This is a genomic window from Alistipes timonensis JC136 (genome assembly GCF_900107675.1).
Lineage (GTDB): Bacteria > Bacteroidota > Bacteroidia > Bacteroidales > Rikenellaceae > Alistipes > Alistipes timonensis.
This window is the reverse complement of record NZ_FNRI01000007.1, coordinates 87131-100920: the sequence shown is the minus strand read 5'-3', so window position 1 is coordinate 100920 and position 13790 is coordinate 87131. Positions and strand designations below refer to the sequence as shown.

Annotated in this window: 9 protein-coding genes; 4 read left to right on the top strand and 5 right to left on the bottom strand. The window is 59.8% G+C overall.

Annotated features, from left to right (window positions below; genetic code table 11):
- The first annotated feature begins 162 nt into the window (after nucleotides 1-162).
- Both BLU78_RS10605 and BLU78_RS10600 read left to right on the top strand, forming a co-directional pair.
- Complete coding sequence (locus tag BLU78_RS10605; protein ID WP_010265309.1) at nucleotides 163-2715, top strand: adenosylcobalamin-dependent ribonucleoside-diphosphate reductase; 2553 nt, start codon at nucleotides 163-165, stop codon at nucleotides 2713-2715.
- Nucleotides 2716-2893: 178 nt separating this feature from the next.
- Complete coding sequence (locus BLU78_RS10600; protein WP_010265307.1) at nucleotides 2894-4096, top strand: OmpA family protein; 1203 nt, start codon at nucleotides 2894-2896, stop codon at nucleotides 4094-4096.
- 50 nt (nucleotides 4097-4146) lie between these two features.
- On the opposite strand, the gene BLU78_RS10595 is transcribed toward BLU78_RS10600, so the two are convergent.
- Both BLU78_RS10595 and recF read right to left on the bottom strand, forming a co-directional pair.
- Nucleotides 4147-4419, bottom strand: coding sequence for a DciA family protein (locus tag BLU78_RS10595; RefSeq protein ID WP_010265304.1), 273 nt, complete (start codon nucleotides 4417-4419; stop codon nucleotides 4147-4149).
- A 14-nt stretch (nucleotides 4420-4433) separates the two neighbouring features.
- The gene (gene recF, locus BLU78_RS10590) at nucleotides 4434-5558 is read right to left on the bottom strand and encodes a DNA replication/repair protein RecF (RefSeq protein ID WP_020692153.1); all 1125 of its coding nucleotides are present in this window, start codon (nucleotides 5556-5558) and stop codon (nucleotides 4434-4436) included.
- 104 nt (nucleotides 5559-5662) lie between these two features.
- On the opposite strand from recF, the gene BLU78_RS10585 reads away from it, so the two are divergent.
- Together BLU78_RS10585 and ribH are read left to right on the top strand one after the other, a co-directional pair.
- Nucleotides 5663-6346, top strand: coding sequence for a tetratricopeptide repeat protein (locus BLU78_RS10585; RefSeq protein ID WP_010265299.1), 684 nt, complete (start codon nucleotides 5663-5665; stop codon nucleotides 6344-6346).
- Nucleotides 6347-6359: 13 nt separating this feature from the next.
- Nucleotides 6360-6890, top strand: a complete 531-nt coding sequence (gene ribH, locus BLU78_RS10580) for a 6,7-dimethyl-8-ribityllumazine synthase (protein WP_010265297.1) — start codon at nucleotides 6360-6362, stop codon at nucleotides 6888-6890.
- Between the two features lie 94 nt (nucleotides 6891-6984).
- Here ribH and BLU78_RS10575 read toward each other — a convergent pair whose 3' ends face one another.
- The 3 genes from BLU78_RS10575 to BLU78_RS10565 are packed head-to-tail and all read right to left on the bottom strand — an operon-like array spanning nucleotide 6985 to nucleotide 13726.
- Complete coding sequence (locus tag BLU78_RS10575; RefSeq protein ID WP_010265294.1) at nucleotides 6985-8718, bottom strand: BACON domain-containing protein; 1734 nt, start codon at nucleotides 8716-8718, stop codon at nucleotides 6985-6987.
- Nucleotides 8719-8738: 20 nt separating this feature from the next.
- The gene (locus tag BLU78_RS10570) at nucleotides 8739-10373 is read right to left on the bottom strand and encodes a SusD/RagB family nutrient-binding outer membrane lipoprotein (protein ID WP_010265290.1); all 1635 of its coding nucleotides are present in this window, start codon (nucleotides 10371-10373) and stop codon (nucleotides 8739-8741) included.
- A gap of 11 nt (nucleotides 10374-10384) precedes the next feature.
- Complete coding sequence (locus BLU78_RS10565) at nucleotides 10385-13726, bottom strand: SusC/RagA family TonB-linked outer membrane protein (RefSeq protein ID WP_010265286.1); 3342 nt, start codon at nucleotides 13724-13726, stop codon at nucleotides 10385-10387.
- Nucleotides 13727-13790: the final 64 nt, after the last annotated feature.

Below are 13790 nucleotides of genomic sequence, written 5' to 3'. Positions count from 1 at the left end.
CCCGGATGCCTGGGGCGCGCCTTTTCGTCTTTTGTAAATAATTTGTGGATAAAATAGGTCCCTGCCGTTGGTTTTTTATTGGGAAAAGCCGCAATTTTGTAGAACCGGGATTCTCCGGCCGGGACGCAGAAATCTGAGAAAATAGATAAGAATAAAGTAGTTATGTCAAAAGCCACCAAAGCTGAGGCTCCGCAGAAGGTCGATTACAACGACGCGGTTGCCGAGTCGAAAGTCTATTTCGACGGAGACGATCTTGCCGCCACGGTGTGGGTAAGCAAGTACGCCCTCAAAGACTCTTTCGGAAACATTTACGAGAAATCGCCGCGCGAGATGCACGAACGCATCGCCGGTGAGATTGCCCGCATCGAGAAAAAATACCCCAATCCGCTTTCAAAGGAGGAGGCGTTCGAATTGCTCGACCATTTCCGGTATGTCATTCCGCAGGGCGGACCGATGACCGGTATCGGCAATAATTTCCAGGTGGCGTCGCTGTCGAACTGCTTCGTGATCGGCCACAAGCACCCCGCCGACTCTTACGGCGGCATCTTCCGCATGGACGAAGAGCAGGTGCAGCTGATGAAACGGCGCGGCGGCGTGGGTCACGACCTTTCGCACATCCGTCCCACGGGCAGTCCGGTGCTCAACTCGGCGCTCACGTCGACCGGCATCGTGCCCTTCATGGAGCGTTACTCGAACTCCACGCGCGAGGTGGCGCAGGACGGACGGCGCGGCGCGCTGATGCTGTCGCTGTCGATCAAACACCCCGACGCCGAGCGGTTCATCGACGCCAAGGTCGACACGGGCAAGGTGACGGGCGCCAATGTCTCGATCAAGATTGATGACGAGTTCATGCGTGCGGCGCTTGCCGGCAAGAAATACCACCAGCAGTTCCCGATCAAATCGGACGCCCCCAAGTACGAACAGGACATCGACGCCAAAAAACTCTGGGAGAAGATCATCCACAACGCGTGGAAATCGGCCGAGCCGGGCGTGCTGTTCTGGGATACGATCATCCGCGAGAGCATTCCCGACTGCTATGCCGACGAAGGCTTCACGACGGTTTCGACCAATCCCTGCGGTGAGATTCCGCTCTGCCCCTACGATTCGTGCCGTCTGCTGGCCATGAACCTGCTGAGCTACGTGGAGAATCCCTTCAAGGCCGACGCGAAGTTCGATTTCGACAAGTTCCGCAGCCACGTCTACAAGGCGATGCACATGATGGACGACATCATCGACCTCGAGCTGGAGAAGGTCGAGCTGATCATCGAGAAGATCGCCGACGATCCCGAGGATATGGATGTGCGCCGCGTGGAACTGGAGTTGTGGAAGAAGATCCGCGAAATGGCGCAGAAGGGCCGCCGCACGGGTCTCGGCATCACGGCCGAGGGCGACATGCTCGCCGCCCTGGGGCTGCGCTACGGGACGCAGGAGGCGACGGATTTCGCCGTCGAGGTGCAGAAAGCCCTCGCGTTGGCGGCTTACGGGGCTTCGGTGAAACTGGCCGCCGAGCGCGGTGCCTTCCCGCTCTACGACGCCGCCAAGGAGGCGAACAACCCGATGATCGCCCGCATCCGCGAGGCCGATCCGGCGCTCTACGAGGAGATGACGAAGGTCGGCCGCCGCAATATCGCCATGCTGACCATTGCCCCGACGGGCACCACGTCGCTCATGTCGCAGACCACGTCGGGCATCGAACCGGTCTTCCGCACGGTCTACAAACGCCGCCGCAAGATCAATCCTTCGGACAAGGACACGCATGTCGACTATGAGGACGAAACGGGCGAAAAGTTCCAGGAATACAACGTCTACCACCACAATTTCGTGAAGTGGCTGGAGGCGAACGGATACGACACGTCGAAGCTCTCGACGATCTCCGACGCCGAGCTGGACCAGTGGGTCGCTGCGTCGCCCTATCACGGAGCCACGGCCAACGACATCGACTGGGTGGCCAAGGTGAAGATGCAGGGCGCCATCCAGAAGTGGGTCGACCACTCGATCTCGGTGACGGTGAACCTGCCGAACAACGTTTCGGAGGCGTTGGTGGCCGACGTTTACCGCACGGCGTGGGAGTGCGGCTGCAAGGGCGTCACGGTCTACCGCGACGGTTGCCGCGACGGCGTGCTGCTGGAGAAGAACTCCAAGAAAAAGAAGCGGTGCGAGGAGCATCCCGGCGAGGTGCAGAAGCGTCCGAAGTCCATTCCCGCCGACATCGTGCGGTTCAAAAACGGTTCGGAGGACTGGATCGCCTTCGTGGGCCTGCAGGACGGACGCCCTTACGAGGTCTTCACGGGTAAGATCGAGGAGGATGCCATGTACATTCCGCCGAAAATCAAGAAGGGCTTTATTATAAAGGTGCGGGAGGACGACGGAACGAAGCGTTATGACTTCCAATACACCGACCGTTACGGCTATACGAACACCATCGGCGGCATTTCGCGCCTGTTCAACGAGGAGTTCTGGAACTACGCGAAACTGATCTCGGGCGTGTTGCGCCACGGCATGCCCATCGAGAAGACCGTGTCGCTGATCGAGTCCCTGCATCTGGACAGCGAGTCGATCAACACCTGGAAGACGGGTGTATGCCGCGCGCTGAAACAGTATATCGTCGACGGCACGAAGTCCAAAGGCAAGTGTCCGAGCTGCGGTCAGGAGAACATGGCCTACCAGAACGGGTGTCTGACCTGTATGTCATGCGGCTATTCCAAGTGCGGATGATGTGGCGCTAAACGTCTGATTTAATGTTCTAAAAAGGCCGGGAAAGATTACTTTTCCGGCCTTTTGGTATCGAAAACGCTCTTTGCGTGTACTTTTTTGCTGAAAGTGAACGATTGTTGATAAAAGTGATGTACATTTACGTCCGAGACAGTACATTAACTTAAATACTGAGTACACTATGAAAAGAATTTTCCTTACTTTCCTGATCGCGGCCTTTGCCTCGGCCGCGTGGGCGCAAGACACGCCTAAGAAGCCGAGTTTCTCGGGATTCGTTTCCAATGGGTTCTGGGATAACTGGGAAATTTCGCTTGGAGCGGGCGCCGGAACGGCGCTCAGCAACGGCACGAACCTCAAGTCGCTGGGCGACCGGATCGGGTTCGAGGGCAACTTCTCGCTTACCAAGTGGGTGCATCCGGTAATCGGACTGCGCGCGCAGCTGCAGGGCGGGTGGTTCAACAACTATGATCCCGAGGCCGGGAAGATGACCTGGCCCTACCTGTTCGCTCATACGGACCTGATGGTCAACCTCTCGAACTGGATCGGCGGCTACCGGGAAGACCGTGCGTGGTATGCCGTGCCGTTCGTCGGCTTCGGTTACATGGCTTCGAACTTCACGGATAAGAGCCAGCGTGACAACGGTGCCGACACCAATCAGGAATTCGCATTCGCCTACGGTCTGCTCAGCAAATTCCGCCTCTCGCCGTCGTTCGATTTCAATATCGAGCTCAAGGGCCTGCTTTCCAAGGCGGAGCTTTGCCCCGCCCGTCTGGACGGCAGCTATCTGCTCGGCTTCTCGGCTACGGCCGGCTTTACCTACCGCTTCAACAAGCGCGGCTGGCAGCGCGGCGTGCCGGGTTATACGGCCGCCGACATCCAGGCTTTCCAGGATGCCGTGGCTGCGAGCATGGCCGCCGCAGCAGCTCTCGAGGCGCAGAATGCCCAGCTCGCCCAGCAGTTAGAGGATGCCGAGGCTGCCGCTGCCGCTGCGGATGCCGCCGCCAAAGCCGCCGCTGCCAAGGCTGCCGCCGAAGCCGCTGCCGCCGCCCGGAATGCCAATACGCTGAGCCCCTATTCGATCGTCTTCTACGACTACAGCATGTCGAAGCTCACGTCCAAGGACAAGACCCGCCTCGAACTGATGGCCGACGTGATCAAGGACGGCCCGAAGGACCGCGTCTACACGATCGTGGGCCATGCCGACCAGCAGACGGGCACCGCCGCCGGCAACCGCCGTGTCGCCGACAACCGGGCCAAGAACGTTTACGACTTCCTCGTGAAGTGCGGTGTGAATCCCAAGCAGCTGACCTACGAAGGCAAGGGTAACGAGCCGGATATTTACAAGAATAACCAGAAGGCCAACCGTGCCGTGATCGTGAAATAGGTCCGGACAGCTCTGATACGAAAAATGCCCCTCCGTCGAGGGGCATTTTTTTATCGGATGATTACGGCGTTGACCAGCCGGACCCCCGAACGGCGGTTGATCTCCTCCCGGAGCGCTTCGCGCTGGTAGAAAAGTTCCGACCGCAGTACGCTCGACTGGATGCGCACATGGAGGATGTGGTTTTCCAGCCGCAGTTCGGTGGTGACCTCCGCGGCGCGGTCGCCGACGATTTCGCGCCACGTGTCGGGCAGTTTGCCTTCGGCGACCTTCGCGGCGATATAGGGGCGTTTGAAGAACTCCTCCAGCAGGTCGCCCATCAGCATCGTTTTGGTCCGTCTCATGATTCCGGGGCGTTGGATTCCGCGGCTGTCCGCTCCTGTGTCACGGTGCCGTCGGCCACCGAAAAGAGGGCGTAGTCGCCGCCGGCCTTGTCGAGGATCGTTTTCAGGCGCGTGGGATTGCAGTCGGTGATGAGTATCTGCCCGAAGGCGTCGTCCGAAACCAGCCGGATCAACTGCTCGACGCGCCCGGCGTCCAGCTTGTCGAACAGGTCGTCCAGCAGCAGGATGGGGCGTTCGCCCTTCTCTTGGGCGACGATGGTGTACTGCGCCAGTTTGAGGGCGATGAGGAACGACTTCTGCTGCCCCTGCGAACCGTATTTGCGCAGGGGGTAGCCGCCGATCCGGAGCGTCAGGTCGTCGCGGTGAATGCCTGCGGTGGTAAATTCGTTGACGAGGTCCTTCTGCCGGGCGGCCAGCAGCACCTCCTCGAAAGGACGTTCGTTCAGTTCCGATTTGTAGTGGAGCTCGACCTGCTCACGGTCGCCCGAGAGGATGCGGTAATACTCCGCCACCACGGGCTGCAGCCGTTCGGCGAACTCCTGCCGGCGGGCGTGAATGGCCTTGCCGTGCTCGCACAGCTGCATGTCGTAAATCTGGAGCATCGTCTCGTCGGGGCGGGTCTTCAGCAGGCGGTTGCGCTCGGCCAGCACGGTGTTGTAGCGCATCACCGAGTTGAGGTAGGCGCGGTCCAGCTGCGAAATGAAGGCGTTGAGATAGCGGCGCCGTTCGTCTGCGGCGTCCGAGATCAGCGCGCTGTCCGCCGGCGACACGATCACTGCGGGAATCAGCCCCACATGGTCCGACAGCCGGTCGTACTCCTTGCCGTTGCGTTTGAGGACTTTGCCGCCCTTGCGCGAGAACGAGCACACCACGCTTTCGCTCTTGCCCGCGTCGGTGGCGTACTGTCCCTCCACGAGGAAGAAGTCGGCCCCGTGGCGGATGCTCTGCGCGTCGGTCATCTGCAGCGACGATTTGCACATCGACAGGTAGTAGACCGCGTCCACGACGTTGGTCTTGCCCGCGCCGTTGTCTCCCACCAGGCAGTTGATGCCGGGGCAGAGCGCGAGTTCCTCCTGGGTCATGTTTTTGAAATTCAGCAGCGCTATTTTCTTCAGATGCATAGGACAAAAGTACAAAAAATCCGGACACGACATTGCACATTGTGAATAGTTTTGTATCTTTGCCATCTACTATGCGAATTTTAAACTAAAACTCAATAAGCAATATGGCAAAGCAGAACGTCGCCGAACAGGAAACCCTCGGCGAAGCAATGAACAAAACGGAGCTCTTTTTCGAGAAGAACGGCCGGATGATGGGTTATATCTTCCTCGGCCTGCTCGTTCTCGCGGCGCTTGTTTTCGGTTACCGTGCGCTGATCGTTCAGCCGCGTGCCGAGAAGGCTGCCGAGATGATCTCCGAGGCACAGGTCCGTTTCGAGGGTGAGAATCCCGATTTCGAACTGGCGCTGCTGGGCGACGCCAACGGTGCGGGTTTCCTCGATGTGGTCGAAAAATACGGTTCCACGCCTTCGGGCAATCTGGCCAAGCACTATGCAGGTATCTGCTACCTGCGCACGGGTGACCTGGAGAACGCCGCGAAATACCTCGCCAAGTTCTCCCGCCTGAAAGGCATCCCCGGAGCGCTCATCAACGCGCAGAATTACGGCCTGCAGGGCGATATCGCCGTGGATCAGCAGGACTATGCCAAGGCTGTGAAGTTCTATGAGAAGGCCGTGAAGGCCGCCGACAACAACCTGACGGCCCCGATGTACCTGCGCAAGGCGGGCCTTGCCGAGCAGGCCATGGGCAATGCTCAGAAGGCTGCGGCTTTCTACGAGCAAATCCTGACCTCGTATCCCGCCTCGATGGAGGCCCGGGAGGCTGAAAAACTGCTCGGCAGCGTAAAATAAGCGGAGGAAGACGATGGCGACCAAGAATCACAACCTTTCCAAATTCGACTCACCCCTGCCTTCGGCCGCGGACATGCGGTTCGGTATCGTCGTGGCCGAGTGGAACCGCGAGGTCACTGAAGCATTGCTGGAGGGGGCCGTGCGTACGCTGCGTGCCGCGGGATGTCCCGACATGAACATCCAGATCAAATATGTTCCCGGCACTTTCGAACTGTCGCTCGGCGTCCAGTTCTTCGCGGAATACACCGACGTTGACGCCGTTATCGCGCTGGGATGCGTGATCCAGGGCGACACGCGCCATTTCGATTTCATCTGCCAGGGCGTGACGCAGGGCATCACGCAGCTGCAGATTCAGTGGAACATGCCCATTGCTTTCGGCGTGCTGACGGTCAACGACATGCAGCAGGCGCTCGACCGCTGCGGCGGCCGCCACGGCAATAAAGGCGATGAAGCGGCTGCTACGGCCATCAACATGGTCAAATTGCAGATCGACATGGAGGCGGCTTCGCCCGACCATGAACCCGACCGGCGCAATATCAACTGATTTCCGATGACCGCGGCGCACCTGCCGCGTATCCTTCGAATAAAACCCCGGACTTTGCGAAAAAGTCCGGGGTTTTTGCATTCCGGGTTCGGGGTCAGTCTACGACCTCGATCCTCGGACTGTCCGTGTAGTTGGCGCCTTCGGAGCTTGCCCAGCGGATCGTACCGCCGTTGGGGTTGGGCAGAGCGCCCGAGCCGTCCGTCTTCCAGTTGGCTACGCAGGTCATCCGGAACCGCACCTCTCCCTTGGCGATGGCTTTGGTGTAGGTCACCGTGACGTCGATGGTGATGTTGCTCGACGGGATGGAGTGAGTGTAGGTGATCTCTTCGCCGTTCACCGTCGCGGTCTGCGTTGCGATGACCGGTTTCCAGTCGTTGTCGCCGGTTCCGTCGCAGAACTCCAGCAGCCAATAGTTCTGTCCCGTGGCCGAGGTCCGGGTGAGACCGCTGAAGCGGACCTTCGTTCCGGCTTCGAACTTGGTGACGGGAACCTGGAAGAGCCAGTAGTCGCCCGGCCATGCCCCCGTGATGTAGGGCTGTCCCGTGGAGCCGATGAAGCGGGCGCAGTCGGGATCGTCGATGCCGGTCTGGTCGAGGTAGGTATGGGTGTAGGAGATATAGCCCGTGCCCTCGTTGGCCGGCAGGAGGTTGCTTTTCACGAACGCGTCGGTGTAGTTGGCCATGTTGGCTGCCGAGAAGAGCCAGCTTACCGGGGCGTCGAGTCCCGTCATGCCGCTACCGCCGCTGCCGCTCGCCTGTTTGACGGTGACGCCGAGCGAGGCTTTCTCGCCCATCTTTTCCTCGGTGGTGATGGTGAATTTCCCGTTGCGGGCCTTGTCGTCCGTGTTTTCCGTCGGGGTGACGAGGACGGTGACGCTTTCGTTGGCCAGCCCTTTGAGCGGGGTTACCGTATACCAGTCGTCCTTTTCCGGTATTTCGATGCTCCAATCGTAGTTCGCCGAGACGGTGAACGAGACGGCGGCCTTGTCCTCGGCTTTGAAGCTGATCGTGTTGTTGGTCAGCCCCTCGGCGGCGATTTCCGGACGAATGGTTTGCAGGATGACGATCCGGCCCGTCACCGAAGCGTATGCGCCGGCGCCTTTGAAGTCGATGGAACCGGTGCGTTCGAGCTCCTGCGCATTTTCGGGATAGGCGTCCACCTCCAGCGTGAAGAGCCCGTTGCCGGTTTCAGTCAGCCGGAAGAAATCCCCCTCCATAGAATAGAAGTAGTCGATATTCGACAGGATGCTGATTTCATAGGTGGCGGCGGCCTGCTTGACGGTGATCTGCCCGGCGTCGGTGCCGTTTACGCGCGTGATGAAATAGGGGGTGTTCGCGGCTTGGGTCACGGCCAGCGACGCATCGCTGTACGATCCGTCGGCATACCGGATATAGAGGGTCGTCGAGCGGGCTTGGGTCGAATAGTTGTTCGTGGCCGTGAGGAAGATGCGGCCGTCGCCGCTGCCGTCGGCCGAAGGATTGACGCGCAGCCATTCGGCATTGTCGCCTTCGACGACTACCGTCCAGTCGCGGTTCGAGCGGATGTCGTAGCTGATGAGCGATACGGTGTGCGCCTGCAGCGAGTCGGGCGAGTCGGAGAATTTCTTCGATGCGAGGATCGGGGCGATCTCGCATCCCAGCTCCGAGTAGGAAGGAACGCGGGTGACCTCCTTGGTGTTGCTGCCGACCATGGGATTTTCGATCCGCAGGTAAGAGCCGCCGACCGCCTCATCGTCGTCGTTGCAGGAGTTCAGTGCGGCGGCGGGGATCAGCAGGGCCATTGCCGCTGCCGCACGCATTATGTGTCGGAATAGGTTGTAACGTTTCATGTGCTGAGTCGTTTTTGCAGTTATTTGTCTCCGTAAATCAACTTGCGGAAGGAGTGTTCCCAGGGCGTTCCGGCATCGCGTGCGACGGCCTGTCCGCTCCACCATACGGGGAGCACCTTGTTGTTCTCCGTGCCGCCCATGGCCGCCAGCGCCGCCATGTAGTTCGCGTTGTTGTTGGCCATGGCGATGGTGGGGTAGCCCCAGCGGGCGATGAACAGCCCCTTGGTGTAACCGTATTCCCGGGCGGCCTTGCCGATCACCACTTCGGGATAGCCCGTGCGGCGCATTTCGTTATACATTTCGAATCCGCAGACCCAGAACAGCGACAGCCATTTCTGCTCGGCGATGCGTTGCAGCGTACCGTCGTAGGCGACGTTTTCGTTGGCCAGGAACTCCTGGATGTCGGCCGAGGTGATGATGACGGGGGCGGTGTTGCCGTCCTTGTCGGGGAATGCGGCATACTGTCCGTAGGCCGCCCATTTCTGGCACGAGGCCGTGAGCGCCTGCTCGTAATACTCCTTCGCCGATCCGTCGATCCAGCCGTGGAATGCCGCTTCGGCTTTGATGAAGAGTATTTCGGCGTAATCCATCAGGCAGTTGGGGTTGTTGTCGCGCACGAGGGTCTCGTAGTGCATGAAGGTTTCATACTGCTTGTTGCTGTTGCCGTAGTCGATCGAACAACCCGAAACGGCGCCTTTCCAGGCATAGCCGTTGGCGGCGCGCGGTTTGGCCCAGATGCGCAGACGCGGGTCGAATTCGGTGTTGGTGCCCTCGTCGACCATCATTTTGATGATCTGCTCCGCTACGTGATGGTCGCCCGAGAAGCCGTTTTCCGTGCCGTAGGAGTTGGTGTTGAACTCGTTGTGGTTGTAGGTGTCCGTGCCGGCGTATTTGACCAGCGCGTTGTCGTCGTTCGACGAGAGCACGGGATAGGCGGCCGGGTCTGAAACGACGGTGCGGATGCGCTGGGCGATCGTGGGCGAAAATTCGTCGCTTCGTCCGCTCACCCGCATCAGGACGCGCAGCAGCAGCGAGTTGGTGAACTTCTTCCATTTCAGGATGTCGCCCTGGAACATTGCGTCCTTCTCCTTTTTGGGCAGTACGACCGAGGTGTTGTAGAGCGAGTTGGCGCGTTCGAGGTCCGCGATCATCCCTTCGTAAACCTCTTTCTGGGTCTCGACGCGCGGTTTGAGGAGTCCCGAGTCGCCCTGGAGCGCCTCCTGATAGGGAATGCCGCCGAATACGTCGGTGACGAGCTGCAGGTAATAGACCTTCAGCGTGAGCCCGATCGCCTGGTAGTTGACATCGCCGTTGTTCACGGCCAGGTCGTGCATGTGCTTGGCGTTCTTGGCCCAGTTGAACCCGAGGTTCCAAATAGTGCTGTAATTGCTGTTGGTGATGTTGTAGCGGTGTTCGTCACGGACGTTCGAGGCGCTGGCCACGGTCACCTGCGAGATTTCGTTGCAGTAGTAGTAGGTGTTGTATATAAGCGCATTGGCCCCGTTCATCAGAAGCGGCTCCAGCATGTTGGCCGGTTCGATGTCGCCGACGATGATGTTGTTGGGGTCCGAGTTTATATCCTCGAAGTCCCCCGTGCATCCGGCTGCGGAGAGCGCCGAGGCGAGAACGATTGCGAGATATTTGGTATATTTCATGGCTGTACGTTTTAGAACTGGAGTTTGATGTTGAATCCGTAGGTGCGGGTCATCGGGAAGGACCCGGTTTCGATTCCGCCGTAAATGTTGGAACCGCTGACTACGCCGGCGGCTTCGGGATCGTACTGCGGCCAGTTGGTGATGCAGAAAAGGTTGGTGGCGAATACGCCGAGCGAGGCGCTGCGCAGGAATCCGGTTTTTCGCATCCATTTTTCCGGGAACCTGTAATCCAGGCGTACCTCCTTGAGTTTGAGGAAATCCGTGCTGAACGTGTTGGCTTTCGTGTTGTCGCGCACCCACTGGTATTTGTTGTAGTAGATGTAGACGTTTTCGGTGATGGTGTTGTTCCGGTTGTAGGAGACGGTGCCGTCGCCGTTGTCGACGGCGTTCACGCCTTTGAGCACCAGTCCGTCCTCACGCCCGGGCAGCGAGTTTTTCAGCTTGCCCTGGTACGAGAGCGCGAAGTTGGTCACTGAGAAGGAGTTGCCGCCCATCTGCGCCGTGAACTGCGCCGAGAACGAGAGGTTCTTGTACCGCACGGAGGTTCCGAAGCCCGCCTTCCAGTCGGGATTCACCTTGGCGATCCGCTGGTTGGGGTCCTCGATCAGCGAGGGGTAACCCGTCTTCGGGTCGATGATCGGCATGCCCGAGCAGTCGATCACGGTGCCGTTTTCGTCGGTGTAGGTGGAGCCTTTCGGGGCGCGGACATAGTCGCGGCCGTAAATCCAGTGCATCTCCTCGCCGATGTAGGAGTAGACGAAGGTGCGGCTGCCGATCGTGACGCCCATCGAGGTCTGCAACGGCGTCGAGGGGTCCCAGCCCTCGTTCAGTTCGCACAGCTTGTTCTTGTTGCGGGCCCAGTTGCCGTTGATCTCCCACAGCAGGTCGCGGGTCTGCACGGGGCGCAGGCGGAACGAGATTTCGATACCTTTGTTCTCTACGCGCCCGGCGTTCATCATGACTTTCGTGGCGCCCGTTTCGGAGCTCTGCGACACGCCGAGAATCTGGTCGGTGGTGGTGTTCTTGTAGAGTGCGACGTCGAAATTGAGCCGGTTGCTGAGGAATTTGCCCTCGAATCCGACTTCCCAGCTCTCCACGTTCTCCGGATTGATGTAGGCGTCCTTCAGCGTGCTGGGAAGGGTGAATCCGCCGGGCAGCGAGGTCTTGGAGTAGGCGTCGTAGAGCGAGTAGGGCGACGTGTCGTTACCGACGTTGGCCCACGACGCGCGGACTTTCAGCATGTTCACATACGGGGTGTTGATTTTGAGCGCCTTGTCGAGCAGGACGCTGGCGCTGACCGACGGATAGGTGTAGCTCCATTTGGTCGGGTGCAGCGTCGAGGACCAGTCCGTGCGGCAGGTGATGTCGAGGAAATAGGTGTCGTCCCAGCCGAGGTTGACAAACTCGTAGATGCTGTGCACGCCTTTTTCCCGGCGGCTCGCGTCGGTGACGAGGGTCACGGCCGAGTTTTTGAGTTTGTATACGCCGTCGATCTCCAGCTCGGGAGCCGTGATCTTGGTCGTGGCATAGCTGTAACGCATCTCGTTGCCGCCCACGGCTGCCGAGAGCGTCAGCCGGTCGTTGAGGAACGCCCGCTGGTATTTGAGCAGGAAGTCGATGTTGAATTCGTATTCGCGCACGGTCTGTTCGCGGTACATGCCGTTCAGGTAGTCGGCGGTCATCTTGGGTTTCTGCTGGGTGCGGAAGTCGTTGTTCATGTCCATGCCTCCGCGCAGCGTGAGGTCCAGCCCCGGGAGGAGGTGGGCCGTGAGGGCGACGTTGCCGTAGACGCGGTTGCGGACGAGCGTGTTGAGCTCTTCGTAGAGGACCCGGTAGGGATTGTGGCCGCCGAGCGAGTTGTAGACCAGCGAACTCTGGACGTTGTAGGGGTCGGTCGACGACATGGCGCCGAGGTCGTAGTTCTCGCGGGTGTAGCGTCCCTGGAAATACTCGTCGCGGTAAGCCCGCATGGGGTTGACGTTATAGCCCCACAGCAGGCCGTACATGGCCGACGATTCGTCGTAACCGGCCACCGGCATGTTGTCGGACTGCCTCCGTGAGAAGGTCGCCTTCACCGAGAGGTCGAGGTGCTTGCTGAGCTTCTGGTTCAGCGTCAGCGCATAGGCCTGGCGGTTGTAGCCCGTGTTGGGCAGAATCCATTCGTTGCGCGAATCGGTGAACGAGAATCGGGCGCTGGTGCCTTTTCCCGACGATCCCTCAACCGACACGGAGTTGGTGTAGGTCACGCCGGTCTCGAAAATACCCGTATACCAGTCGTCGGCATATACCCACGGCAGGGGCGTGAATTCCCCGGTGTCCCAGTTCTTCGAGAGGTAAAGATAGCGTTTTTGCGAGGCGTCGAACTTTTCGCCGAAGGCGTAGCGTGAAATCTGCTGTTTGACCGGACGTCCGTCCAGGGTCATCGAGCCCGGAAGTCCCCAGGCCGATACGTGGCGGTTGGTCTGCGACGTGGTGACGGCCGAAACGCCGTATTCGTCCTGGAAGTCGGGCCAGAATCCCGCGCGTTCGAACGATACCGAGCCGTTGTAGGTCACGCCCCAGCCCTTGTCCGTGCGTCCCGATTTGGTGGTGATGACGATGGCGCCGTTGGCGGCCCGCGATCCGTAGAGGGCGGTGGCCGAGGGGCCTTTCAGCACCGAGACGCTTTCGATGTCGTCCGGATTGAGGTCGGCCACGGCGTTGCCGAAGTCCACCGGGGCGTCGCCGTTGGCGTAGTTGGTGTCGGAGGTGGTCGCCGTGCTTCCGCTGAGGATGGGCACGCCGTCGACGACGAACAGGGCTTCGTTGCTGCCGTAGTTGAGCGAGGCGTCGCCGCGCAGGGTGACGCGCATCGTGCCGCCGGGGCCGGTGCCTGCCGAGGTCATGGAGAGGCCGGCCACCTTGCCGTTCATGTTGGCGATCCAGTTGGAGGCCACCGAGGCGTTGATGGCGTCGCTCGACACCTTCGATACGGCGTATCCCAGCGATTTCTCCTCGCGGGTCAGGCCCAGCGCCGTCACCACTACGTCGGCGATCTTGGTGGCGGACTCTTTCATCGTGACGTCGATCGTCGTGCGGCTGCCGACGGGAATGGTTTGGGTTTCGTAACCCAGCGATTGGAAGACGAGGACGGCGTCGTTGCCGTTGACTTTGATCGAGTAACTGCCGTTGGCTTCCGTCGTGGTGCCGGTCGTGGTGCCCTGGACGATGATGGTGCATCCTACCAGCGGAGTTTTTCCGTCGTCGTTGAACACGGTGCCGGTGACGCTGCGGCTCTGGGCCTCTGCTGCCAGGGTCCCCAGGATCAGGGCGACTCCTGTAAGCAGCGTGCGTATGTATTGTTTGGCAAACATATCTGTTATTCGTTTATGGGTTTCGTTTTAGCGGCCGGCCGGGTCGGGTGACGCCGGCCGGACC